The 25,156-nt window shown below is 59.8% G+C and carries 15 protein-coding genes, 2 tRNA genes and 3 rRNA genes; 6 read left to right on the top strand and 14 right to left on the bottom strand.

Translation table 11 applies throughout. From position 1 onward, the window contains the following. Window positions 1-2: 2 nt before the first annotated feature. The 4 genes from FYK34_RS09705 to radC form a co-directional block, all read right to left on the bottom strand. Entirely contained in the window at window positions 3-449 is a 447-nt protein-coding gene (locus tag FYK34_RS09705; RefSeq protein ID WP_149296183.1) for a DUF2844 domain-containing protein, read from the bottom strand. 198 nt (window positions 450-647) lie between these two features. Further along, window positions 648-1,022 (bottom strand): oxidoreductase, encoded by a 375-nt coding sequence (locus FYK34_RS09710; RefSeq protein WP_149296184.1) that lies wholly within the window; start codon window positions 1,020-1,022, stop codon window positions 648-650. Window positions 1,023-1,169: 147 nt separating this feature from the next. Beyond that, complete coding sequence (locus FYK34_RS09715; protein WP_149296185.1) at window positions 1,170-1,421, bottom strand: hypothetical protein; 252 nt, start codon at window positions 1,419-1,421, stop codon at window positions 1,170-1,172. A 115-nt stretch (window positions 1,422-1,536) separates the two neighbouring features. Continuing rightward, window positions 1,537-2,211, bottom strand: a complete 675-nt coding sequence (gene radC / locus FYK34_RS09720) for a RadC family protein (protein ID WP_149296186.1) — start codon at window positions 2,209-2,211, stop codon at window positions 1,537-1,539. A gap of 161 nt (window positions 2,212-2,372) precedes the next feature. Here radC and coaBC point away from each other — a divergent pair, with 161 nt between their 5' ends. Both coaBC and dut read left to right on the top strand, forming a co-directional pair. Next, window positions 2,373-3,554, top strand: coding sequence for a bifunctional phosphopantothenoylcysteine decarboxylase/phosphopantothenate--cysteine ligase CoaBC (gene coaBC, locus FYK34_RS09725; RefSeq protein WP_149296187.1), 1,182 nt, complete (start codon window positions 2,373-2,375; stop codon window positions 3,552-3,554). Between the two features lie 50 nt (window positions 3,555-3,604). Beyond that, window positions 3,605-4,057, top strand: a complete 453-nt coding sequence (gene dut, locus FYK34_RS09730) for a dUTP diphosphatase (protein ID WP_149296188.1) — start codon at window positions 3,605-3,607, stop codon at window positions 4,055-4,057. 59 nt (window positions 4,058-4,116) lie between these two features. On the opposite strand, the gene FYK34_RS09735 is transcribed toward dut, so the two are convergent. Together FYK34_RS09735 and FYK34_RS09740 are read right to left on the bottom strand one after the other, a co-directional pair. Then, window positions 4,117-5,814: a bifunctional metallophosphatase/5'-nucleotidase gene (locus tag FYK34_RS09735; RefSeq protein WP_149296189.1), complete on the bottom strand. Its 1,698-nt coding sequence runs from the start codon at window positions 5,812-5,814 to the stop codon at window positions 4,117-4,119. A 226-nt stretch (window positions 5,815-6,040) separates the two neighbouring features. Further along, window positions 6,041-10,852 (bottom strand): NAD-glutamate dehydrogenase, encoded by a 4,812-nt coding sequence (locus tag FYK34_RS09740; protein WP_149296190.1) that lies wholly within the window; start codon window positions 10,850-10,852, stop codon window positions 6,041-6,043. A gap of 478 nt (window positions 10,853-11,330) precedes the next feature. Between FYK34_RS09740 and FYK34_RS09745 the strand changes: the two genes are divergently transcribed. The 4 genes from FYK34_RS09745 to FYK34_RS09760 all read left to right on the top strand — a co-directional run bounded on the left by FYK34_RS09745 (window position 11,331) and on the right by FYK34_RS09760 (window position 14,693). Continuing rightward, window positions 11,331-12,095, top strand: coding sequence for an ABC transporter substrate-binding protein (locus FYK34_RS09745; RefSeq protein ID WP_149296191.1), 765 nt, complete (start codon window positions 11,331-11,333; stop codon window positions 12,093-12,095). A 66-nt stretch (window positions 12,096-12,161) separates the two neighbouring features. After that, on the top strand, window positions 12,162-12,851 hold the full coding sequence (locus tag FYK34_RS09750) for an ABC transporter permease (protein ID WP_149296192.1): 690 nt from the start codon (window positions 12,162-12,164) through the stop codon (window positions 12,849-12,851). Next, complete coding sequence (locus tag FYK34_RS09755) at window positions 12,848-13,579, top strand: ABC transporter permease (RefSeq protein ID WP_168209701.1); 732 nt, start codon at window positions 12,848-12,850, stop codon at window positions 13,577-13,579. The genes FYK34_RS09750 and FYK34_RS09755 overlap by 4 nt, the downstream gene beginning before the upstream one ends. An 85-nt stretch (window positions 13,580-13,664) precedes the next feature. Beyond that, window positions 13,665-14,693 carry a GlxA family transcriptional regulator gene (locus FYK34_RS09760; protein ID WP_231137420.1) on the top strand — a complete coding sequence of 343 codons (1,029 nt, stop codon included), beginning with the start codon at window positions 13,665-13,667 and terminating at the stop codon, window positions 14,691-14,693. Here FYK34_RS09760 and FYK34_RS09765 read toward each other — a convergent pair. From FYK34_RS09765 to ilvA, 8 genes are all read right to left on the bottom strand, one after another. Then, window positions 14,686-16,884, bottom strand: a complete 2,199-nt coding sequence (locus FYK34_RS09765) for an ATP-binding protein (RefSeq protein WP_231137421.1) — start codon at window positions 16,882-16,884, stop codon at window positions 14,686-14,688. The genes FYK34_RS09760 and FYK34_RS09765 overlap by 8 nt on opposite strands. Window positions 16,885-17,086: 202 nt before the next feature. After that, window positions 17,087-17,201, bottom strand: a 5S ribosomal RNA gene (rrf, locus tag FYK34_RS09770). 123 nt (window positions 17,202-17,324) lie between these two features. Further along, window positions 17,325-20,213, bottom strand: a 23S ribosomal RNA gene (locus FYK34_RS09775). 253 nt (window positions 20,214-20,466) lie between these two features. Beyond that, window positions 20,467-20,542 (bottom strand) — tRNA-Ala (locus tag FYK34_RS09780). Between the two features lie 122 nt (window positions 20,543-20,664). After that, window positions 20,665-20,741: transfer RNA gene (locus FYK34_RS09785), tRNA-Ile, on the bottom strand. Window positions 20,742-20,823: 82 nt separating this feature from the next. After that, a 16S ribosomal RNA gene (locus tag FYK34_RS09790) occupies window positions 20,824-22,361 on the bottom strand. The 16S, 23S and 5S rRNA genes sit together here with 2 tRNA genes alongside, the layout of an rRNA operon. A gap of 442 nt (window positions 22,362-22,803) precedes the next feature. Continuing rightward, entirely contained in the window at window positions 22,804-23,451 is a 648-nt protein-coding gene (locus tag FYK34_RS09795; RefSeq protein ID WP_149296193.1) for an HAD family hydrolase, read from the bottom strand. 43 nt (window positions 23,452-23,494) lie between these two features. Then, window positions 23,495-25,024, bottom strand: coding sequence for a threonine ammonia-lyase, biosynthetic (gene ilvA / locus FYK34_RS09800; protein ID WP_149296194.1), 1,530 nt, complete (start codon window positions 25,022-25,024; stop codon window positions 23,495-23,497). Window positions 25,025-25,156 lie beyond the last annotated feature (132 nt).

Genomic DNA, 25,156 nt, shown 5'->3' on the forward strand with positions numbered 1-25,156 from the left:
CCTTATTTCAGCTGATCCGGCGTCACGCCCGCCGGCAACAAGGCTGCATCGTAGGCCAAGCCCTGGAAAGCTCCCATGCGGCCATAGGAATGCACGAAAAAGCTGCCCACCTGCCCTCGCATCACATTGAGGCCGCTGCGATTTTGACGCTGGGCGCGCTGAAAGGCCGGGAAGTAGTCTCCCAGCCACTGAGACAGGTTGGGATGGCTTTTGCCGCGCCAAGCAACGGCGAACACCGTGCCGTCGGCGGCGGCGTATTGTTTGATTTGACGATCGGCCTCATCCACATCCAGGCGCACGGAGTACGCTGCTGCGGCAGCCGGACGCATGGCCAAAATGGCTTGAGAAGAGCGGTTTGCGACAGGCGTCTGCAACTTCTGGCCCAGCGCGGCATGCGCCGCCGGAACCGCAAGCGCCAGCAAGAACGTGATGCGGAAGGATGGCTTCATCGTGACCCCTTTTCAGACAGATTGAGGGTGATTTCATTTATCCTGTTGCCTACATCTTCCCTACACTTTCAGCATAATAGATGCGCGCAGCCTCGCCGCATTTTGATGCGCGATGAAAAAAAAGCGGGAGGCTTTCGCCTCCCGCATCTCCTCACTCGGCTGCTCAGCTTGGCTGAACGGCCGCACAGCTACAACACTTCAATACGCCAGCTCGTCATGCCGGGTTTCCACCCAGTGCCCGGCGCCCAGCGACAGCATCAACAGTGCCACGCGCTCATGCACGATGACCGTGTGCGCATTGCCGGAAAACTGCATGTAACGGCGCAGATCCTCGCGCACCTTGCGCGAGCCCGTCACGTCGATGATGATGTCGACCCGGCTGCCCTGCTCGGCAATCTCGATAAAATTATCGGTCACCGGCACGCCCTTTTCCTTGGCCAACAACACGCCGGGCAACTGCAGGTTCAGATCCGCCACGCCCACCATCTCGACGAATGGCGCATCCAGCAGTTGCTTCAGCAAGGGCGTGCCGGTTTCGCCCACGCCCACCATGCCGATCCTGAACTTTTGCATTTTTACCCGCCTCCAGTATGAAACATACACATAACCACGGTTACTGTATGACTACTCAAAATCCGGGGTATTGAGGCAAATCAAACGAAAAGAAATACAAAAGAAACGGCCCGGCACAGGCCGGGCCTTGATGGAAAATTGCTTGCTTCAATGCAGATTGTGCTGGGACAGGAAACGCAGATAGCCCAGCCCCTCCAGCCAGAAGCCGCCATCCGCCAGCGGCGTGGCATCGGTCAGATCCGCCACCGTCAGCACCAGTTCCTGGCCATCCAGATTGGCTTCCAACACCACGTCGTCATCGTCGGAAAATTCCTCCGACACCGAATGGAAGTCCGGCTTGACGAATTGATTGTTGACCTGGATGTAGTCGGACTCATTCAGCAAACGCAGGATGTTCATGATGACCTCCTTGTGATGCGGTGAGGGGAACAAGGTCTAACAGACAGTTGCGATTCACAAGCCCCGTAACCCGATGGCGTCACTGTCAAACAGCCATCGCACCGAAAACCTGCATCTACAGCCAACCACGTTCGGCAAACGATTCAGCATGCCCGCCGGTGACAACAAAATGATCCAGTAACCTGATATCGACCAACTCCAGAGCCCGCTTGAGAGCATCGGTCAAGATTCTATCCGCGCTCGAAGGCTCGCTGACGCCGGACGGATGATTGTGCGCCACAATCAGCGCCGCCGCATTCCGCTCCAGAGCCCGCCGCAGAATCTCGCGCGGATAGACCCGGGTTTCCGTCAACGTGCCTTTGAACAGTTCTTCGACCTCTATCAACCGGTTTTGTGCCGTCAGAAATATCACAACAAATGTTTCGGTCTCGCGCCTGCCTATGCTCAGCCGGAGATAGTCCCTCACCTGCTGCGGGCTGGCCAGCGCGTCGCCCAGGTGCATCGGCTCAGACAGGGCCCGCCGCGCCAGCTCCATGCACGCCATCAGCTGCGCGTACTTGGCCTCCCCCAGGCCCGGCCTGGCCTTGAACTGCGGCAGCGAGGCGCCGAGCAAGCCCGTCAGCGAGCCAAACTCCTGCAATAACAAGCGCGCCAGCTCCACCGCATTGACACCCTTGACGCCGGTGCGCAAAAAGATGGCCAACAGCTCCGAATCATTCAGCGAGGCGGCGCCTTGCCGCAGCAACTTCTCCCTCGGACGCTCCGCTTCCGGCCAATCGGCAATAGACATGCGCATCCTTCCTCTGGCTATAGCATTATTTGTGGCTTCAGGCCAACAAGATAGCAACAAGCAATGACATTAACATTAGATCCACACGCCGACGTAAAGACCACCCGAAAGGACAATTCCGCTAAAATGGCCAGTTTACGGCTGCTTTCAAACGCATACAGATGACCGCCAAACGCATACTGCTCGGCATCAGCGGCGGCATTGCCGCCTACAAGTCGGCCGAACTGGCCCGCCAGCTGATCAAGGCCGGACACGAGGTGGAAGTGGTGATGACAGAATCCGCCACCCGCTTCATTACGCCCGCCACCTTCCAAGCGCTCACAGGCCACACGGTCTACACCGACCTGTGGGATCCGCGCCCCAGCAACGCCATGGCTCACATCGAGCTGTCGCGCCGGGCCGACGTTTTCCTGATCGCGCCCGCCACGGCCAACCTGCTGTTCAAGCTGGCGCATGGCGCCTGCGACGACCTGCTGTCCACCATGGCCGCGGCGCGCGCCTGCCCGCTGGTGGTGGCGCCGGCGATGAATCTGCAGATGTGGCAGAACCCGCCCAACCAGCGCAACATCGCCCAGCTGCAAGCCGATGGCGTGGCCGTATTCGGCCCTGGCAACGGCTTCCAGGCCTGCGGCGAAACCGGCGACGGCCGCATGCTGGAGCCGCATCAGATCGTGGAACTGCTGCAAGGCTTCTTCGCCGAAAAACTGCTGGCCGGCAAGCAAGTGCTGCTGACGGCGGGGCCGACGTATGAGGCCATCGACACCGTGCGCGGCATCACCAATATCAGCTCCGGCAAGATGGGTTACGCCCTGGCGCGCGCCTGCCGCGACGCCGGCGCCGAGGTGACGCTGGTATCCGGCCCCACCGGCATGGACGCGCCGCTGAACGTGCGCCGCATCGACGTGCAAAGCGCGCAGCAAATGCAGCAGGCGGTGCTGGCCGAAGTGGGACGCAGCGATGTGTTCATCGCCGTCGCCGCCGTGGCCGACTACCGGGTGAAGAACCGCAGCGAGCACAAGATCAAGAAGGGCGCGACGGTTCCCTCCATCGAGCTGGAAGAGAACCCGGACATCCTGGCCACCGTCGCCTCCCTGCCGGCCGCGCCGTTCTGCGTCGGCTTCGCCGCCGAGAGCCAGAACTTGCTGGAATTCGCCGAGGCCAAGCGCCAGCGCAAGAAGCTGCCGCTGCTGGTGGCCAATCTGGCGCAGCAGGCCATGGGGGCCGACGACAATCAGGTGGTGCTGCTGGACAACGCCGGCCAACACCCGCTGCCCGCCATGCCCAAGACCGAGGTGGCCGCGGCCATCGTCCGCCATCTGGCGACCCTGCTGAAAGCCAACTGAACCCCCATCCGGCGGCCCGCGCGGCCGCCCAAGCAAGACAAGGAAACATCATGCCTGCCCAAATCGACGTCAAGATCCTGGACGCGCGCCTGCGCGACAACCTGCCCGCCTACGCCACCGCCGGCGCGGCCGGCCTGGACCTGCGCGCCGCCACCGAACAAACCATGACCATCCAGCCGGGCGAAACCCAGCTGATCCCCACCGGCATCGCCATTCATCTGAACGATCCGGGCCTGGCCGCCATGCTGCTGCCGCGCTCCGGCCTGGGCCACAAGCACGGCATCGTGCTGGGCAATCTGGTGGGCCTGATCGACTCCGACTATCAAGGCCAGGTCTACGTTTCGGTCTGGAACCGCGGCCAGCAGCCTTTCCAGCTGGAGCCGATGGAGCGCATCGCCCAGATGGTGATCGTGCCGGTGGTGCAGGCCAGCTTCAACGTGGTGGACGACTTCGACGCCACCGACCGCGGCGCCGGCGGCTTCGGCAGCACCGGCCGCGGCTAATGCCGCCAAAATGAAAAACGGCGCGGAGGATCTCCGCGCCGTTTTTTACGCCTCAAGCCTCAAGGCAGCATCGTGATGCGATTCAGCTTGGGCACCGCCAGCTTGGGGTTCGCCTTCAGATACGTCTCCAGCACGTCCACATCCACGCCGCCGCCCACGCGATCGGTGCCTTGCGTCAGCACGGTGAAGCCGTCGCCGCCGCCGGCGATGAAGTTGTTCACCTGCACCGTGTAGCTGCGCTTGGGATCTATCTTCACGCCATTGATGGCGATGCTGTTGATGTCCACCTTGCTGCCCGCCGGCGCCGACTGGCTCCAGCTATAGCTGATGCTGGAGGAGACTTGCAGGATCTTGGGCTGGGCCGGCGTGTTCCACTGCTGCTCCAGCAGCTGGTCGATCTGCGCGCCGGTCAGCTTCATCGTCATCATGGTGTTGGCGAACGGTTGCACCGTATAGATTTGCTTGTAGTTGACGTTGCCGCTGGCGTCCGGCGCCAAGTCGGCGCGCACGCCGCCCGGATTCATGAACGCCACTTCCGCGCCCTGGGCCAATCCGGCTTCGAGCTGCGAATCGGCAATCACGTCGCCCAGCGTCGTCTCGCCCGCCGGGCTGGCGTTGCGCGTCAGGCTGCCGGCCAGAGAGCCGACCACGCGACCGGCGATGGGCGCAACCAGGTTCTGATAGGTCTTGACCAGCGCGCTGACGTCGGCGCGCGGCGCGATGTCCTGCGTCACCGGACGGTTGACGGCCTTGATGGAGCCCGCCACGAAGCCATGGCTGGCCGGATCCAGCTTGAAGTCGATCTCGGTGAACAATTGGCCGTAGTTCTTGGCGCTGGTCACGCGGCGGCCGTCGATCTCGCAGTTGTACGGCTGATGGGTATGGCCGGACACCACCAGGCCGACAGATTTGTCTAGCTTCTTCACGATGTCGACGATGGGGCCGGAAATGCCGACGCAGCCATCGTAAGTGCCGGTCTGGTAGCCGCCTTCGTGGATCAGCACCACCACCGCGCCCACGCCCTGAGCCTTCAGCTTGGGAATCAGCGCGTTGACGGTGTCGGCCTCGTCCTTGAAGCTCAGGCCCTGGATGCCGGTGGGCGACACGATTTCCGGCGTGCCCTTCAGCGTCATGCCGATGAAGGCCACCGGGATATTGCCGTATTTCTTGATTTCATAGGCCGGGAACAAGGTCGTGCCGTCGGCCTTCTGCACATTGGCCGCCAGGAAGTGGAACTTGGCGCCGGTGAACTTGCCGTTCTGGCAAGAGGTATCGGCCGCGCCGGGTTTGCAGCCGCCATTTTGCATGCGCAGCAGCTCATCCTGGCCGTCATCGAACTCGTGGTTGCCCACCGCATTGAGGTCCAGGCCCAGCAAATTCATCGCCTCCACGGTCGGCTCGTCGTGGAACAGGCCGGACACCAGCGGGCTGGCGCCGATCAGGTCGCCGGCGGAGACGACGACGGTGTTGGGCGATTTGTCGCGCAGCTGCTTGATCCAGGCTGCCAGGTAGTCCACCCCGCCCGCCGTCACCTTGACGGTTTTGCTCGGATCCTTGGGGTCCGGCATGCTCAGTTGGCTGCTGGGGGCCTCCAGATTGCCGTGAAAATCGTTGAAAGCGATCATTTTGACGGCAACCGGCGTGTTCTGTTGCAAATTGCCGCCGTCTCGCGACGCGCTCACGGAAGAAGAATCGGACATGCATCCGCTCAGGGCCAGAGCCACGCTCAGGCACAGGGTTTGCGGAATCAGTTTCATCGACATGCTCCATTTGTATATGTTGTGTTCTGGCGCGCGCCGCTGCCACGGCCCAGCGCCAGGCCGACAACATACACAATTCGCATGAATTTTGAACCCTAAATTTTCAAAAAAATGGCGATAACGTGCAAGAAATGACAATTTAAGGCACAAAAACAAAAAACGCCGCGAGTAAGACTCGCGGCGTTCGCTCACCCCGCCATCTCGACGGGACGGGTTCTGCGGCTTAGGCCAGCAGGTGGTTGTTCAGCTCGCGCATGCCGGCGGACAGCATCGCCAGATCCAGCGCGCTGAAGGACTGCAACTCGGCGAACATCTGGCCGCACACCTCCACCGCGCCTCGCTGCTGCTCCAGCCACAGCTGAGCGAACTCAGCCTTGTCGCCGCCCGCCTGCAAGGCCTGCTTGGCCAGATTGCGATGCACGCTGTACAGATCGTCGCGCAGCGCGGAACGGGCCAGCGATTGCCAGCGATTGTCGCGCGGTAGGCTGGTGATGGCGTCGCGCAGCCAATCCAGCTGCAGCGCGCTGCCCAGGCGGTAGTAATTGGCCGCCACCTGCTCCAGCGTCAACTTGCCGCCCTCGGCGATCTCGATGATGTCCATCAGCGGCACCGCGTACTCCAGACGCGCCAGCACCTGTTGCAGCGGCTGCGGCAGCTTGGCGTGGGCGATGCGCGCTTCCTGCTCGGCCACGGCCGGATACTGGGCAGACGGAATCAGCTTGGGCAGCTGCGCCAGCAGGCCCTGCACCTTGGCCGAGTACTGCTCGATCACGGCGTTGACGGAGCCGAACGGACGCTTGTTGCGCAGCACCCAGCGGGTAACGCGCTCCACCAGGGTGCGCACCAGTACCATCAGCTGCATCTGCTGGTCGGCCGGCACCTTGTTGTCCAGCGCCTCGATCTGGCCCCACAGGCTTTCCGCGTCGAAGGCGCGGCTGGCGATCCACCAGGCGCGGGCGATGTCGGCCGCGGAGAACGGCGACTCCTCCTGCAGGCGGAACACAAACGTGGTGCCCATGCGGTTGATGATCTGGTTGGCCAGCTGGTTGGCGATGATCTCGCGCTTCAGCTGATGCTGCTCCATCTGCTTGCCGAAGCGCTGCTGCAGCGGTTTCGGGAAGTAATTGACCAGCACCGGCAGGAAGTCGCGGTCATCCGGCAGATCGGTGGCCAGGATGGCCTGGTCCAGCGAAATCTTGCTGTAGGCCAAGAGCACCGCGATTTCCGGCACGGTCAGACCTTGACGAGCCAGGCGGCGCTCGTTGATCTGGGTTTCGGACGGCAGGTACTCGATCTCGCGGTTCAGCTCGCCGGTCTTCTCCATGTGCGAAATCATGCGCGCATGGGTGGACAGCATGGAGGCCGCTTCCAGACGCTTGATCGCCAGCACCTGGGTCTGCAGCACGTTGTTGCGCAGCACCAGATGGCCCACTTCCTCGGTCATCTCGGCCAGCAGCTCATTGCGCTGTTTCAGCGTCATGTCGCCGGCTTGCATCACCGCGCCCAGCAGGATCTTGATGTTGACCTCGTGGTCAGAGCAATCCACGCCGGCCGAGTTGTCGATGGCGTCGGTGGCGATGCGGCCGCCGGCCAGCGCGAACTCCACGCGGCCCAGCTGGGTGCAAGTCAGGTTGCCGCCTTCGGCGACCACCTTGGCCTGCAGCTGGTTGCCGTTGACGCGCACCGGATCGCAAGCGCGGTCGCGGGCGTCGGCATGGCTCTGCGTGGAGGCCTTGATGTAGGTGCCGATGCCGCCGTTGTACAGCAGGTCGATCTTGGCCTTCAGGATTTCATGGATCAGCTCGTTGGGCGCCATGTGGTCCTTGTCGGTCTCCAGCCACGCCTTCACTTCCGGCGACAGCGGGATGGACTTGGCCGAGCGCTCGAAGATGCCGCCGCCCTTGGAGATCAGCTCGCGGTTGTAGTCCGCCCAGCTGGAGCGCGGCAGATTGAACAGGCGCGCGCGCTCGGCGAAGCTCTTCTTCGCGTCCGGCGTCGGGTCCAGGAAGATGTGCAGGTGGTTGAACGCGGCCTTCAGGCAGATGTGCTCGGACAGCAGCATGCCGTTGCCGAACACGTCGCCGGCCATGTCGCCGATGCCGATCACCGTGAAGTCCTGCTCCTGGGTGTTGATGCCCAGATGGCGGAAATGACGCTTCACCGACTCCCAGGCGCCGCGGGCGGTGATGCCCATGCCCTTGTGGTCGTAGCCGGCGGAGCCGCCGGAGGCGAAGGCGTCGCCCAGCCAGAAGCCGTAGGACTCGGAAATGCCGTTGGCGATGTCGGAGAACGTCGCCGTGCCCTTGTCGGCCGCCACCACCAGGTACGGATCGTCCGGATCCAGGCGGCGCACGTCCTTGGGCGGAATGATCTGGCCGGTCACCAGATTGTCGGTCACGTCCAGTAGCGCGGAGATGAAGATCTTGTAGCAGGCGATGCCCTCGGCCAGGAAGGCCTCGCGGTCGCTAGGCGCCGGCAGTTGCTTGCCGACGAAGCCGCCCTTGGAACCCATGGGCACGATCACCGAGTTCTTCACCATCTGCGCCTTCACCAGGCCCAGCACTTCGGTGCGGAAGTCTTCCATGCGGTCAGACCAGCGCAGGCCGCCGCGCGCCACCTTGGAGCCGCGCAGGTGCACGCCTTCGACGCGCGGGCTGTAGACCCAGATTTCAAACAGCGGGCGCGGCTGCGGCAGGAAGGGGACTTCCTTGGATTCCAGCTTGAACGAGATGTAGGACTTGAACTCGCCGTCGGCGCCCTTCTGCCAGAAGTTGGTGCGGCGCGTGGCCAGAATCACGGCCAGGAAGCCGTTCAGGATGCGGTCCTCGTCCAAGTTGGCCACGCCGTCCAGCATGCCGCGCACGGCGGCCAGCAGCAGCTCGGCCTTTTCCTCGGAGAAGTTCACCGGGTCCAGACGCGCGTAGAACAGCTCCACCAGGCTGCGGGTGATGGCCGGATAATTGGCCACGCACTGCTCGATATAGGCCTGGCTGAAGGTCAGGCCGCCTTGGCGCAGATACTTGGCCAGCGCGCGCACCAGCGAGATTTCGCGCCAGTCCAGGGCCGCCACCAGCGCCAGGCGGTTGAAGCCGTCGTTCTCGCAGCGCTTGGCGAACACTTGGGCCAGCAGCTCCTGGAAGTCGTGCTGCACCTGGTCCTGCGCCATCTGCTCGCCGAAATTGCCGACATCGAGGCCGAAGTCGCTGATCCATACCTGGCTGCCGTCCGCGCGCTTGACGCAGTACGGGTGCTCGTCGCGCACCTTGACGCCCATGTTTTCCAGAATCGGCAGGCTGGCGGACAGGCCCAGCGGCTCGCTTTCGCGGAACAGCTTGAGGTTGAACGCCGCGCCGCCGCGATGGAAGGGGCGGTACAGCTTCATGGCCAGCGGCTGCTCGGCGCCGATGGCTTCCAGATGCTGGATGTCCAGCACGGCGTTGCGCACCGCGAACTCTTCGCGGTAGGCCACCGGGAAGCCGTCCTTGTAGCGGTTGAACAGGCCGTTGCCGCGCTCTTCGCCGTGCGCTTCCACCAGTTGCTGATGCAGCTCCTCTACCCAGCCGCGCACCAGGCGGGCGATTTCGGCCTCGATGTCGGCCACGTGGAATTCGGGCAGCTTGGAAGCGTTGGTGCGGATGATGTAATGCACGCGGGCCAGGGTGCCGTCGCCGATCTGCACGCTGAACTCGGCGCTGCTGCCATGGAAGGCATTCATCAGCACTTTTTCGATCTTCAGCCGTACTTCCGTATTGAAGCTGTCGCGCGGCACGTACACCAGGCTGCTGACATAACGGTGGTAGCGATCGGCGCGCACGAACAGACGCACGCGCGGGCGCTCCTGCAGGCTGACGATACCTTCGGCGATCGGCCCCAGCACGTCGGCCGGGATTTCGAACAGCTCGTCGCGCGGGTAGCTTTCCAGCACGAAGCCCAGGGTCTTGGCCTTGTAGCTGTCGTCGACAAAGTCGCAGTTCTTGACCACGTTGGCCACTTTCTGGCGCAGGATGGGCACGTCCTTGGGCGAGGCCTGGTAGGCGCTGGCGGTGTAGAGACCGAGGAAGCGGCGCTCGCCTATCACTTCGCCCTTGTCGTTGAAGCGCTTGATGCCGACGAAGTCGACATAGGCCGGGCGATGGATGATGGAGCGGGTTTGCGATTTGTTCAGGATGATCAGTTGCGGCAGGTGGGCCAGTTCGCGCAGCTCCTGCGGCAGCTGTTCGAAGCTGCTGGAGTATTCCTTGTCGCCCTGGTCCTGCAGGATGCCCAGGCCGGAACCCTTGACGATCTTCAGGCTGTCCTTGCCGTCGCGCTTGACCAGGTCATAGTCGCAATAGCCCATGAACAGGAAGTTGCGCTCGGCCATCCACTCCAGGAAGGCCACGGCTTCCTTGGCCTCGGCGGCGCGCTCGCCCTTGAGCTTGGCCAGGTCCTTGTTGATGCCGGCCAGCACTTCGCGCATCTTGGGTTCGTCGCTTACCACTAGGCGGATATCGGCCAGCACGCGCTTCAGGTCTGCCTCCAGCTTGCTCAGCAACTCGGCGTCGCTGATGCGGTCGATCTGCACGTGGATGAACGATTCCAGCGGCAGGCTGCGGTCCTCGGTGCGCTTCACCTCCGCCAGCGCGCCGCTCTTGTCGCGGGCCACCGCCAGCACCGGATGCACCAGCAGATGCAGATTGATGTTGTAGCGCGACAGCAGCATGGAGATCGAGTCGATCAGGAACGGCATGTCGTCGTTCACCACTTCGATCACCGTGTGGGTGCTTTGCCAGCCATCGCGTTCGAAATCGGGGTTGTAGATGCGGCACTTGACCTGGCCGGCAGAGCGCTTGCCGGCGAACTCGTAATGCGCCATGGCAGCGCCGAACAGATCGAGCGAGGTGAACTGCCGCAGGTCGGCGTGTTCGGTCTCTTCGAAGTAGATCGGGAAGAAGGCGGCGAGTTGCTGGGTCTCCTGGGAAGAAAGCTTGCTCTCGGCCACGGCCTGGATATCTGCGATCAGGCTGGCCAGTTCAGTCTTGTTGGTAAGCGACATTTAGCTTCTCTTGTTGTGAGCAGGGAGGTTGTCGGGGCATTGTAGATAGCGCCATCCGTACCGGATTTCCTGAATGCGACATCGGCTTACACAAAACGCGCGCATGGTATTCCACCATCAACAACACGCAGGCATAAGCCGGCTGAAAATCCAGCCCATACCTTACAGCAAAGCGACGACCAGTTACACAAAGGCCATCGCCGCCGGCATGGCGGACACTCAGGAATTTGCACTCTAACCTTTTGATTTTTATGATATTTCCATTTTTTTGCAAAAATAAGGTAGAATGTGCGCACTTGCTTATGGGGTTGACCAATTCCGCCACTTGTAGTTGCAAAAACAAGCGGGGCGCCGGCCAGCCAGCAAGACAAGACGACCCGGATCGGAACAATAACGTCGCCTCCGGTGCGGGGTTTACAAAGTCCGTCGCCGCACACGCCATCGTGGACGACAAAAGCAGAGAAGTAGAAGCAACATCATGAAAAAAACCCTGATTGCAAGCGCCAGCTTCGCCCTGATTGCCTCCCTGTCCGCTCAGGCAGAGACCGTCCGTTTCGGCATCGATCTCAATTACCCCCCGTTCTCCAAGCAAGGCGCCGACGGCAAGCCGCAAGGCTTCGACATCGACATGGCCAACGCGCTGTGCAAGGAAATGAAAGTCACCTGCCAGATCGTGCCGCAGGACTGGGACGGTCTGATCCCGGCGCTGAACGCCAACAAGTTCGACGCCATCATCTCCTCGATGCAGATCACCCCGGAACGCCAGAAGGCGGTGGACTTCACCAACAAGTACTACAACATCGCCAGCCGCCTGGTGGCCAAGACCGGCACCAAGGTGGACGCCGCCAGCTTCAAGGGCAAGAAGATCGGCGTGCTGCGCGCCTCCACCCAGGAAAAGTTCGCCAAGGACTTCTGGGGCAAGAACGGCGCCACCATCGTCCCCTACGCCAAGTCGCCTGAATCCTTCCTGGACCTGAAGTCCGGCCGCGTGGACGCCGTATTCGTAGACGGCGCCGTGGGCGAAGGCGAATTCCTGAAAACCGCCCAGGGCAAGGGCTATACCTTCGTCGGCCCCAACTACTCCGACGTGAAGTACTTCGGCCTGGGCGCCGGCATCGCCGTGAAGAAGGGCAACAAGGCCCTGCTCGATCGCCTGAACAAGGCCATCGAGGCCGTGCGCAAGGACGGCAGCTACAAAAAGGTTGAAGAAAAGTACTTCAGCTTCGACGTCTACGGCGGCTAAGCCCCGCTCCCGGGCAGGCGCGCGCCGCGCGCCTGCTGCCCGCAATCCCCTCTTCCGAGATTGCCCATGTTTTTGCAAGGTTATCTTCCCAGCATCCTAGAAGGCACGATGCTGACGCTGAAGCTCGCCGGCGCCGCGCTGGCCGTTTCCGTCGCGCTGGGCCTCATCGGCGCGCTGTTCAAGTCCACCCCCTCGCGCATGTTGACGCTGCTGGCGGAATGCTATTCCACCGTGGTGCGCGGCATCCCCGACCTGGTGTGGATGTTTCTGCTGTTTTTCGGCGCCCAGATGGCGCTCAACGATATTTGCGGCCATTTCGGCTGGCAGGCGCCCGACATCGACCCCTTCGTCGCCGGCGTGGCCACGCTGGGCTTCATTTTCGGCGCCTACATGACCGAGACCTTCCGCGGCGCCATGATGGCGGTGCACAAGGGCCAGATGGAGGCCGGCCTGGCCTACGGCATGTCGCCGCTGCGCGTGTTTTTCCGCATCCAGCTGCCGCAAATGGTGCGCTACGCCCTGCCCAGCTTCTCCAATAACTGGCTGGTGCTGGTCAAATCCACCGCCCTGGTGTCAGTGATCGGCCTCAATGACGTGATGTACCGCGCCGACGCCGCCAAATCGGCCACCCAGCAGCCTTTCGACGTCTACATCGTCGTCGGCGCGCTATTCCTGTGCATTACCGGCGTCTCCAACCTGCTACTGCACTGGACGGAAAAACGCTACTCGATGGGCACCAAGGAGAGCGGCCTGTGATCGATCCGAAACTGATTATCGAACGCCTGCCGGAGTTTTTCGGCGCGCACGACGGCGGCCCCATGCTGTCATCCACCGACGGCCTGATCATGACGCTGGAGCTGCTCGGCTTGTCGCTGCTGTTCGGCCTGGCGCTGGCTGTGCCGCTGGCCGTGGCGCGCACCGCCAAGCATCGTGTGCTGTCCGGCGCCGTCTGGCTGTTCGGCTATCTCTTCCGCGGCACGCCGCTCTTGGTGCAGCTGTTCATCATCTACTACGGCCTGGCGCAGTTCGACTGGGTGCGCGACAGCTGGGCCTGGGACTACCTGCAAAATGCCTATGTCTGCGCCATTCTGGCCTTTACGCTGAACACTGCCGCCTACACCACGGAGATCATCGCGGGCCAGATCCGCAACACCCACTGGGGCGAAATCGAAGCCGCGCGCTCGGTCGGCATGAGCCAGTGGCTGATGCTGCGCCGCATCGTCTTGCCTTCGGCTCTGCGCCGCGCGCTGCCAGCCTACAGCAACGAAGTGATCATGATGCTGCAAAGCACCGCCATCGCGGGCCTGGTGACCCTGGCCGACCTGACCGGCGTGGCACGCCGCATCTACAGCGAGAGCTATATGCCATTCGAACCGTTCTTCACCGCAGCCCTGATCTACCTGGCGCTGACTTTCGCGCTGGTCTGGCTAATGAAGCGCGCGGAACGTCGCTACCTGGCCTTCCTGGCACCCAGAAAGTCTTAGCCCGTCCATGACAATTCTGCTGCCCGCCATATGAAATAAATCGTACAATGCAGGCAAGACAAGCCGCCATGCCAGGCCTCCTGACATGGCGGTCTTTTTACCAACCGTTATCGCCATCCAGATCATGGGTCAAACGCCCCACACCTCCAAACCAATGCGCTTCGGCTTCCTGCTGCTGCCCCACGCTTCGATGGCCGATTTCGCCAGCGCCTCCGAGGTTCTGACGCACGCCAATTTACTGGCCGAGAAAAAGCTTTACGAGACCTTGTTGCTGTCATTGGACGGCGCGCCCGTGCAGCTGTCCAACGGCGTCAAACTGGCCGTGGACCTGCCGCTGTCTTATGCGCCCAAGCTGGATTACCTGATGATCCTGGCCGATGAAATCGGCAACGAGTTCGCGCTGGAAGAGTTAAGCAAGGGCATCGCCAACGCCAATACCGACAAAATGACCATGGCCGGAATAGGCTGCGGCAGCTATTGGCTCGCCCGCGCCGGCTTGCTGGCGGGTCAGCGCGCCACCATACACTGGCGTGAAATCGCCAGATTGACGGAAGAATTTCCCGATGTGATCGTCACATCCAATCTCTATGAAAGCGAAGGCCGTTGCCAGAGCTGCGCCGGCGGCGCCGCCACTTTCGACTTCATGCTGGATCTGGTGGGCAAGCAGCACGGGCATGAATTCATCGCCCAGCTGTCCGAGCTATTCAGCATGGAGCGCATCCGCCCCGGCAGCGAACGCCAGCGCATTCCGCTGGCTACCCGCATCGGCGGCAGCCAGCCCAAGCTGACCGAGGCCGTCAGCCTGATGGAGGCCAATATCGAGGAGCCGTTGTCCACCGACGACATCGCCTACTACGTCGGCGTGTCGCGCCGCCAGCTGGAGCGGCTGTTCAAGCAATACCTGGGCACGGTGCCATCAAAGTACTACCTGGAACTACGCCTGAACCGCGCCCGCCAGTTGCTGCTGCAAACCAGCAAATCCATCGTGCAGATCGGCCTAGCCTGCGGCTTCTCCAGCGGCCCGCATTTTTCCAGCACCTACCGCAACCACTTCAACATCACCCCGCGCGAGGAGCGCGCCCAGCGCACGCAAACCAGCAACCGCTCTAACTGAGCTGGCGCTCCGCCTGCAGCGCCAGCGGCAGCTCGATGCGGAAGCAGGCGCCGCTGGCCGGGATGTTTTCCGCCGAGATCAGCCCACCGTACTGCTCAACGATGGTCTGGCAGATGGACAAGCCCAGGCCCATGCCATGGGGCTTGGTCGAAAAGAAGGGATGGAACAACACCTCCAGCAAGTCTGGCGTGATGCCGCGCCCGGTGTCGCGCACCTCCAGAATGCCCTTCTTGCCCTCACGCCTGGTATGCACGATCACGTGGCGCTTCAATGGCGGCTCGTCCTTCAGCGCATCCATCGCGTTGGACAATAAATTCAGCACCACCTGCTCCAGCTGGATGCTGTCCGCCATGACCGGAATGGAATAACCGGACAATAACTGCACCACCTCGATTCCACGCTCCTTGAGGTCATATTCGGCCAGGAACATGCAGTTGCCCACTACCTGATTCACGTCGATCAAGCGGGTTTCTATCGCACGCTTGCTGACCAGGGCCCGCAGCCGCTTGATGATCTCGCCGGCGCGCCCCGCCTGTGCCACCGCCAGCTTCAAGGCGGAATTGACTTGCGGCGGCGCATCCTCCACCCCCTCCAACAGCTGGATGGCCGCTTGGCAGTAATTGGAAATCGCTGTCAACGGCTGATTCAGCTCATGGGCTATGCCGGAAGCCATCTCGCCCATGGTATGCAGGCGCGCCACATGCGACAGCTTTTCCAGGTGCTCTTTGACGCGGGTCTCACTGGCTTCCAACGCGGCAGCCGTGCGCTGGCGCAAAGGCCCCATGTCGCGCAATGCGCACACCACGCCGATCAGCACGCCATCTCGCGACAACAACGGCGCCACCCCGCCCTCCACCAAGTGCACCTTGCCACGCGCAGTGGTTAGTTGCATGCGCTCCGGCAATTCAACGGGTTGGCCGGTGCGTAAGCACTCGCTGATGGGATCCTCGGCAAACTCGGCGGCCAACTCGCCCAGCAGGCGAAATACCTCGTGGCAGGGTTGGCCCAACACTTCTTCCGACGGCATATCCACCAACTGCAAAGCCATCGGGTTGGCCATCTCAATCCGGCGATCCTGACGCAGGATCACCACGCCATCGTGAATGGCATTCAGCGTCACGGAGGCGCGCTCGCTTTGCAGGAACAACTCCTCATCCGCCAGACTGCGCTCACGACGCAAGACGGCGCGCTGGGTATAAACCATGCCCGACGCTCCCAACAGCAACGCGAGAAACAGCTCGCGCAGCAGCAAGGGCAGCAGCGCTAGGTCATTGAGCCGAACATCCTGCGCCATGCCCAGCACAAACGGCTGCGCCTCGCTGTTCAAGGGGAGTTTTAGGGTCAACCGGGTCAACAACGGCCACCAGTCGTGATCGGCATCCCGATGCTGCCGCTGATACAACGGCGCGTCGCTGGTTTTTCCCCCTTTAGGCAGTAGGGCCAAGTCCATTCCTGGCGGCAAAGTCTGGTCTTCCGGCAGCTGCAATAGCCGCTCGCAGAACACCACCAGCGCAGCCACCCCGGCCAGCTCCCGGCTTGGCCCCTGACCTGCCGCGCGGCCGGCTTCGCGAAACAGCGGCTGCATCAAAAGATAGGCGCGGCCGCCGCCATCATACAAATCGAACGGCCGCGAAGACACCTTCTGACCACTCGCAATCGCGCGTTTGATGTCCTTTGAAAAATAGGGATCGCCCAGCATGTCATAGCCGTAAACCGGGCTGAACGCCGGCAGATCCGGCTCGATGAGAGAGACCACCAAGGACTGTGGCCTGACCGGTGCGGGAAGCCAGTTGCGCCGCCCTCCCGCATCGTAATCGCGGATATAGAATGTCTCGCCAAAACGCTGCTCCATGCTGCTGAGAAAGGCCGCACGAGAAGCCGTGGTGACATTCTGTAAAAACTCGATGGCGTACAGCTGCTGGTAACGCGGCAGCATTTCGCGCGTGAAAACGCTCAGGGCGGAAGCATCGAACTGCTCTCGAGACATCAGGAGAGCGTTGATCGCCGACAGCACCGATTCGTTCTGGTCCAGCCGGCGCGCCACGCCGGCATAAGCCTGGTGAGCGGCTTGTTCGAAACTATCCTGCAAGCGGCGATACTCACTCTCGCCCCACTGGATTAAAACCAGCAGGCTGCAAACCAGCCAGATACCGCCAAACAGCAGCCACTCGCGGCCTTTTAATTTGTTCAAGGGTCCCGCCCAGGAAATTCACGTGACATCATAAATGATATGCGCTGCATGCCGCATTCGCCGGGCATTTTTACAAAAACACACTAGGTAGGCAATGCCCAGACGCACGCGAAAAGCTAATCACACGCTCAGCGCGGAACCACGCAACACGGAAGAGAAAAGCAAAAACCCCAGCTCAAAGAGCTGGGGTTTCGCATGGGGCGTCTGGCGGTGTCCTACTTTCACATGGCGAATGCCACACTATCATCGGCGCTAAGATGTTTCACGGTCCTGTTCGGGATGGGAAGGCGTGGGACCATCTCGCTAAGGCCACCAGACATAAACTTGTACAAACTCAAGAAGCCTGAGTTAGAGAGATTCTCTAACTCTGAATATTCGGTATCTGATCGTGTCGCACACACTCTATCTCGCGTCTTGGTTACCCAAGCCACTCAAATGATAGGATCAAGCCTCACGAGCAATTAGTATCGGTTAGCTTCACGCCTCACAGCGCTTCCACACCCGACCTATCAACGTCCTGGTCTCGAACGACTCTTCAGGGAGGTCAAGCCTCCAGGGAAGTCTCATCTTCAGGCAAGTTTCCCGCTTAGATGCTTTCAGCGGTTATCTCTTCCGAACTTAGCTACCCGGCAATGCCACTGGCGTGACAACCGGTACACCAGAGGTTCGTCCACTCCGGTCCTCTCGTACTAGGAGCAGCCCCCGTCAAACTTCCAACGCCCACTGCAGATAGGGACCAAACTGTCTCACGACGTTTTGAACCCAGCTCACGTACCACTTTAAATGGCGAACAGCCATACCCTTGGGACCGGCTACAGCCCCAGGATGTGATGAGCCGACATCGAGGTGCCAAACACCGCCGTCGATGTGAACTCTTGGGCGGTATCAGCCTGTTATCCCCGGAGTACCTTTTATCCGTTGAGCGATGGCCCTTCCATTCAGAACCACCGGATCACTATGTCCTGCTTTCGCACCTGCTCGACTTGTCGGTCTCGCAGTTAAGCTACCTTTTGCCATTGCACTATCAGCACGATTTCCGACCGTACCTAGGTAACCTTCGAACTCCTCCGTTACACTTTGGGAGGAGACCGCCCCAGTCAAACTGCCTACCATGCACTGTCCCCAATCCGGATCACGGACCAAGGTTAGAACCTCAAACACACCAGGGTGGTATTTCAAGGACGGCTCCATCAGAACTAGCGTCCTGACTTCAAAGCCTCCCACCTATCCTACACAAGTCTGTTCAAAGTCCAATGCAAAGCTACAGTAAAGGTTCACGGGGTCTTTCCGTCTAGCAGCGGGGAGATTGCATCTTCACAAACACTTCAACTTCGCTGAGTCTCAGGAGGAGACAGTGTGGCCATCGTTACGCCATTCGTGCGGGTCGGAACTTACCCGACAAGGAATTTCGCTACCTTAGGACCGTTATAGTTACGGCCGCCGTTTACCGGGGCTTCGATCAAGAGCTTGCACCCCATCACTTAACCTTCCGGCACCGGGCAGGCGTCACACCGTATACGTCCACTTTCGTGTTGGCACAGTGCTGTGTTTTTGTTAAACAGTCGCAGCCACCGATTCTCTGCGACCTGTCAAAGCTTCGTGAGCAAGTCACTACACCTCAACAGGCATACCTTCTCCCGAAGTTACGGTATCAATTTGCCGAGTTCCTTCTCCTGAGTTCTCTCAAGCGCCTTAGAATTCTCATCCTGCCCACCTGTGTCGGTTTGCGGTACGGTTCTTATGTAGCTGAAGCTTAGTGGCTTTTCCTGGAAGCGTGGTATCAGTCACTTCAGGTCCGTAGACCCTCGTTATCACTTCTCGGCCTTAAGGGGCGGCGGATTTGCCTACCACCCCAGCCTACCGGCTTGAACAGACTATTCCAACAGTCTGCTGACCTAACCTTCTCCGTCCCCACATCGCACTACATAAAAGTACGGGAATTTTAACCCGTTTCCCATCGACTACGCTTTTCAGCCTCGCCTTAGGGGCCGACTCACCCTACGCCGATGAACGTTGCGTAGGAAACCTTGGGCTTTCGGCGAGCGGGCTTTTCACCCGCTTTATCGCTACTCATGTCAGCATTCGCACTTCTGATATCTCCAGCATCCCTTACGAGACACCTTCACAGACCTACAGAACGCTCCCCTACCACGCACAGTAAACTGTGCATCCGCAGCTTCGGTTATCAGTTTGAGCCCCGTTACATCTTCCGCGCAGGACGACTCGACCAGTGAGCTATTACGCTTTCTTTAAATGATGGCTGCTTCTAAGCCAACATCCTGGCTGTCTAGGCCTTCCCACTTCGTTTACCACTTAACTGATCATTTGGGACCTTAGCTGGCGGTCTGGGTTGTTTCCCTCTTGACGATGGACGTTAGCACCCACCGTCTGTCTCCCATGCTCGCACTTTCCGGTATTCAGAGTTTGCCATGGTTTGGTAAATCGCAATGACCCCCTAGCCATAACAGTGCTTTACCCCCGGAAGTGATACATGAGGCACTACCTAAATAGTTTTCGGGGAGAACCAGCTATCTCCGAGTTTGTTTAGCCTTTCACCCCTATCCACAGCTCATCCCCTAGTTTTGCAACACTAGTGGGTTCGGACCTCCAGTGCGTGTTACCGCACCTTCATCCTGGCCATGGATAGATCACTCGGTTTCGGGTCTACGCCCAGCAACTCAATCGCCCTATTCGGACTCGGTTTCCCTACGCCTCCCCTATTCGGTTAAGCTTGCTACTGAACGTAAGTCGCTGACCCATTATACAAAAGGTACGCAGTCACGGAACAAGTCCGCTCCCACTGTTTGTATGCATCCGGTTTCAGGTTCTATTTCACTCCCCTCCCGGGGTTCTTTTCGCCTTTCCCTCACGGTACTGGTTCACTATCGGTCGATCATGAGTATTTAGCCTTGGAGGATGGTCCCCCCATCTTCAGACAGGATTTCTCGTGTCCCGCCCTACTTCTCGACTGCTTAGTTCTTGCGATGCGTTTTCGTGTACGGGGCTATCACCCACTACGGCTGGACTTTCCATTCCATTCCACTAACGCAACTCATAACACAGTCAGGCTGTTCCGCGCTCGCTCGCCACTACTTACGGAATCTCGGTTGATTTCTTTTCCTCGAGTTACTTAGATGTTTCAGTTCACTCGGTTCGCCTCCTCTGACCTATGGATTCAGTCAGGGATCTCCTTGCGGAGGGGTTTCCCCATTCGGACATCGCGGGATCAAAGCTCTATTGCCAGCTCCCCCGCGCTTTTCGCAGGCTTACACGTCCTTCATCGCCTATGATCGCCAAGGCATCCACCAGATGCACTTAGTCGCTTGACCCTATCATTTCAGTAACCTAAATTACCGCAACAACAGAGAGTGTTTGTGCGACGACTGCACCGCCCCTTTTGATATGGCGACGCAGCCTTAGATACAATCAAATACCCAAGATGACGATTTGTTGATGCACAGAATTAACTCTGCATCTTCATCTCGCCGTCTTTATATATTCGGCTTCTTCAGTTTGTTAAAGATCGGGCGTTTATACAACGCAAACAGAATCCAACTCTTCCGAATTCGATTTTGTTTGCGATGGTGGAGGATGACGGGATCGAACCGACGACCCCCTGCTTGCAAAGCAGGTGCTCTCCCAACTGAGCTAATCCCCCTCTTTTTGTCCCATGCCGCGTTGCTCGGTCGCTCATGTGCATTTGCACACTTCGCTCTCTCGCGCCTTGCCTGGCACAAAAATGGTTCTCTGTAGCGCTCTTCAGAACACCCAGAGTGTAACTGGTGGGTCTGGTAGGACTCGAACCTACGACCCCTGCGTTATCAACACAGTGCTCTAACCAGCTGAGCTACAAACCCAGTTGACTCGACGGCTTGCACCGTCATGCCCTTAACACAAATAACCGATAGGCTGTAAGTACTTGACGATCGCCTTCTCTAGAAAGGAGGTGATCCAGCCGCAGGTTCCCCTACGGCTACCTTGTTACGACTTCACCCCAGTCATGAATCCCACCGTGGTAAGCGGCCTCCTTGCGGTTAGCCTACCCACTTCTGGTGAAACTCACTCCCATGGTGTGACGGGCGGTGTGTACAAGACCCGGGAACGTATTCACCGCAGCATGCTGATCTGCGATTACTAGCGATTCCGACTTCACGCACTCGAGTTGCAGAGTGCGATCCGGACTACGATCGGTTTTCTGAGATTAGCTCCACCTCGCGGCTTGGCAACCCTCTGTACCGACCATTGTATGACGTGTGAAGCCCTGCTCATAAGGGCCATGAGGACTTGACGTCATCCCCACCTTCCTCCGGTTTGTCACCGGCAGTCTCATTAGAGTGCCCAACTGAATGATGGCAACTAATGACAAGGGTTGCGCTCGTTGCGGGACTTAACCCAACATCTCACGACACGAGCTGACGACAGCCATGCAGCACCTGTGTTACGGCTCCCTTTCGGGCACCAAGATATCTCTACCAAGTTCCGTACATGTCAAGAGCAGGTAAGGTTTTTCGCGTTGCATCGAATTAATCCACATCATCCACCGCTTGTGCGGGTCCCCGTCAATTCCTTTGAGTTTTAACCTTGCGGCCGTACTCCCCAGGCGGTCAACTTCACGCGTTAGCTACGCTACCAAGGATTCAAACCCCCAACAGCTAGTTGACATCGTTTAGGGCGTGGACTACCAGGGTATCTAATCCTGTTTGCTCCCCACGCTTTCGTGCATGAGCGTCAGTGTCATCCCAGGGGGCTGCCTTCGCCATCGGTATTCCTCCACATCTCTACGCATTTCACTGCTACACGTGGAATTCTACCCCCCTCTGACGCACTCTAGTCGTGCAGTCTCCAATGCCGTTCCCAGGTTAAGCCCGGGGCTTTCACATCAGACTTGCACAACCGCCTGCGCACGCTTTACGCCCAGTAATTCCGATTAACGCTTGCACCCTACGTATTACCGCGGCTGCTGGCACGTAGTTAGCCGGTGCTTATTCTTCAGGTACTGTCATCCCCCAGCGGTATTAGCGCTAGGGATTTCCTCCCTGACAAAAGTCCTTTACAACCCGAAGGCCTTCTTCAGACACGCGGCATGGCTGGATCAGGCTTGCGCCCATTGTCCAAAATTCCCCACTGCTGCCTCCCGTAGGAGTCTGGGCCGTGTCTCAGTCCCAGTGTGGCGGATCATCCTCTCAGACCCGCTACTGATCGTCGCCTTGGTGAGCTCTTACCTCACCAACTAGCTAATCAGACATCGGCTGCTCGTATAACGCGAGGTCTTTCGATCCCCCGCTTTCCCCCTCAGGGCGTATGCGGTATTAATCCGGCTTTCGCCGAGCTATCCCCCATTACACGGTACATTCCGATGCATTACTCACCCGTTCGCCACTCGCCACCAGGAGCAAGCTCCCGTGCTGCCGTTCGACTTGCATGTGTAAAGCATGCCGCCAGCGTTCAATCTGAGCCAGGATCAAACTCTTCAGTTCAATCTCATAGCAATTTTCTGGCACGCAAGTTCAAAGAAATAAACAAGTATCTCTTGTCTCTTGCAGTGCAAGTATTTGGCTTTCACCAAGCACTTACACCTATCGGTTATTCGTTCTGTTAAAGAGCAGTGCCGGACGCTGTTTTCGTCACACCGGAAACCGTTTCGTTTCCGCCGTTTCGTTCGCTGCGTCAGCTGAGGAGGCGAACTATACGCCCGGACCTGAACCTCGTCAACACCTTTTGCGAGAAAAATCAGGAAAAATCATCACCGAACCGTCAACCGACAGGCAAGCCCATGATTCACATGGGAATATGAATGCAGGGTATTTCCAGAAGCCCGCAGCCAAACGCATACCCACTTCGCCCATCCGCCTTGGAAAGGCTCAAAAACAAACAAGCCGGCGTTGCCACCGGCCTGTTCCATACATGCCGCCTCGCCTTTTAAAGATGGCCCAGCAGTTGCAGCGGATGGTCGATGTCGATATCCGCTCCCCATGCCTCCGGCCTGTCCTCTGGAGTGAAATAGCCCCAATTAACCAACACGGTTTTCATGCCAACATTGCGGCCGGCCTGAATATCCCTCTCGGCATCGCCAACATACATGCAGTGCTCCGGCAAGATGCCGATTTGCTCGGTCGCGTGCAGCATCGGCCGCGGATCGGGTTTGGCCACGCCGACAGTGTCGCCGCTGACGACGACGGCCGGCGGAATGGCGAATGGCAGCCAAGGAACCAAACGCTCAGTAAAGCGCATCGACTTATTGGTAATGATGCCCCAAGCCAAGCCTCTCTTATCCAACTCGGCAATCAGCTCGTTCACGCCATCGAACAGAGTCGTCTCTTGCGCCAGGTTGGCATCATAGATATCCATGAAACGCACGCGCAAGGATTCCATCCTATCCGCATCCAATTCCGAGCCGAATCCCAACTTAAGCAAACCGCGCGCGCCATGGCTCGCCATCGGCCGAATCGCTTCGTATGGCTGCGCCGGCAAGCCCTCCTCCGCCAGCAAGCGATTCAGCGCCGCGCCCAAATCGCGCGCCGTGTCCGCCAGGGTGCCGTCCAAATCGAACAAAACTGCTTTGATCATGATTTCCGTTTCATCAAACTAGCCATCAAGCGCCATTGCACCATCAACGGATGGTCTTGCCAAGAAACAGCCGATACGCCGGATTATCAGTTTCCTCTATATAGGGATAACCCAGCGCCTCCAAAAACTGCTGAAACGCCTGCGCATCGGACGGCGGCACCTGGATGCCGACCAACACCCTGCCATAGTCGGCGCCATGGTTGCGGTAGTGGAACAGGCTGATATTCCAGTCGGTGCGCATCGCCTCCAGGAAGCGCATCAGCGCGCCGGGACGATCCGGGAACTCGAAGCGCAGCACACGCTCGTCCTTCAATTGCGGCGCGTGGCCGCCCACCAGATGACGGATGTGCAGCTTGGCCAGCTCATTGTCGGTCAGGTCGATGCCGTCCAACTCCTCGGCGCGCAAATCACCCAATAGCCGCTCCACATCGTCGCGGCCGGCGATCTGCACGCCGACAAAAACATGCGCCACGCTGGGGTCGGCGAAGCGGTAGTTGAACTCGGTGATATTGCGCCCGCCTATCACCGAGCAGAAGCGCTTGAAGCTGCCGGGCTTCTCTGGAATGGTGACGGCGATGATGGCTTCGCGCCGCTCGCCCAGCTCGGATCGCTCCGACACATGGCGCAGACGGTCGAAATTCATATTGGCGCCGCAGGAAATCGCCACCAGCGTCTTGTCCTTGCAGCCTTCGCGCTCGACATAGGCCTTGGCGCCGGCTACCGCCAGGGCGCCGGCCGGCTCGACAATGGAGCGGGTGTCTTCAAAAATGTCCTTGATCGCCGCGCAGATGGCGTCGGAATCCACCAGAATGATTTCGTCCAGCAACTCGCGACAGATGCGGAAGGTCTCCTCGCCTACCAACTTGACCGCCACACCATCGGCGAACAGGCCCACATCCTTCAGTTCGACGCGCTCACCCTTTTCTATCGACTGGCGCATCGCGTCGGAATCCACCGGCTGTACGCCGATGATCTTGACCTCCGGCTTCAGCCGTTTGATGAAACTGGCCACGCCGGCCGCCAACCCGCCGCCGCCGATGGCGACGAATACCGCGTCCAGATCGTCCGGCCGCTGGCGCAGAATCTCCATGCCCACCGTGCCCTGGCCGGCGATCACGTCCGGATCGTCAAACGGCGGGATATAGGTGCGGCCGCTTTCCTCCGCCAGCATCACCGCATGCAGGTAGGCCTCGTTGAAGGAGTCTCCGGACAATACCACTTGGCCGCCGCGCTGCTTGACCGCGTCTATCTTGATTTGCGGCGTGGTGACCGGCATCACGATCACCGCCGAGCAACCCAGCTTGCTGGCCGACAAGGCCACGCCCTGGGCGTGATTGCCGGCGCTGGCGGTGATCACGCCGCGCGCGCGCTGCTCGGCCGACAGCTTGGCCATCTTGTTGTACGCGCCGCGCAGCTTGAACGAAAACACCGGCTGCAGATCCTCGCGCTTCAGCAAAATGCGGTTGCCGTAACGACGCGAGAGATTGGGCGCGAAATCCAGCGGCGTTTCCACCGCCACGTCGTAAACGCGCGAGGTCAGGATGCGTTCCAGATAATCATGCTTGTCGCTCATGGTGATGCCTTGGTCCCTGGTAGTTTCTTTTGTTTGAACTGCCAGAGTATCAGGAACTCCAAGTCAGCGGGAGGCCGGCCGCCCACAATTTGCTGCATTGCAAAATGCATAGCGCCGGGCTGCCTTTTCGGG

The organism is Chromobacterium paludis, assembly GCF_008275125.1.
GTDB classification, from domain to species: Bacteria; Pseudomonadota; Gammaproteobacteria; order Burkholderiales; family Chromobacteriaceae; genus Chromobacterium; species Chromobacterium paludis.

Bases quoted from the DNA above. Each gene is read 5' to 3' on its own strand.
- FYK34_RS09715 (WP_149296185.1), bottom strand. From the start codon at position 1,421: ATGAACATCCTGCGTTTGCTGAATGAGTCCGACTACATCCAGGTCAAC.
- ilvA (WP_149296194.1), bottom strand. From the start codon at position 25,024: ATGAGCGACAAGCATGATTATCTGGAACGCATCCTGACCTCGCGCGTT.
- FYK34_RS09745 (WP_149296191.1), top strand. From the start codon at position 11,331: ATGAAAAAAACCCTGATTGCAAGCGCCAGCTTCGCCCTGATTGCCTCC.
- dut (WP_149296188.1), top strand. From the start codon at position 3,605: ATGCCTGCCCAAATCGACGTCAAGATCCTGGACGCGCGCCTGCGCGAC.
- FYK34_RS09760 (WP_231137420.1), top strand. From the start codon at position 13,665: ATGGCGGTCTTTTTACCAACCGTTATCGCCATCCAGATCATGGGTCAA.
- FYK34_RS09710 (WP_149296184.1), bottom strand. From the start codon at position 1,022: ATGCAAAAGTTCAGGATCGGCATGGTGGGCGTGGGCGAAACCGGCACG.
- FYK34_RS09750 (WP_149296192.1), top strand. From the start codon at position 12,162: ATGTTTTTGCAAGGTTATCTTCCCAGCATCCTAGAAGGCACGATGCTG.
- FYK34_RS09705 (WP_149296183.1), bottom strand. From the start codon at position 449: ATGAAGCCATCCTTCCGCATCACGTTCTTGCTGGCGCTTGCGGTTCCG.
- radC (WP_149296186.1), bottom strand. From the start codon at position 2,211: ATGTCTATTGCCGATTGGCCGGAAGCGGAGCGTCCGAGGGAGAAGTTG.
- FYK34_RS09740 (WP_149296190.1), bottom strand. From the start codon at position 10,852: ATGTCGCTTACCAACAAGACTGAACTGGCCAGCCTGATCGCAGATATC.
- FYK34_RS09735 (WP_149296189.1), bottom strand. From the start codon at position 5,814: ATGAAACTGATTCCGCAAACCCTGTGCCTGAGCGTGGCTCTGGCCCTG.
- coaBC (WP_149296187.1), top strand. From the start codon at position 2,373: ATGACCGCCAAACGCATACTGCTCGGCATCAGCGGCGGCATTGCCGCC.
- FYK34_RS09795 (WP_149296193.1), bottom strand. From the start codon at position 23,451: ATGATCAAAGCAGTTTTGTTCGATTTGGACGGCACCCTGGCGGACACG.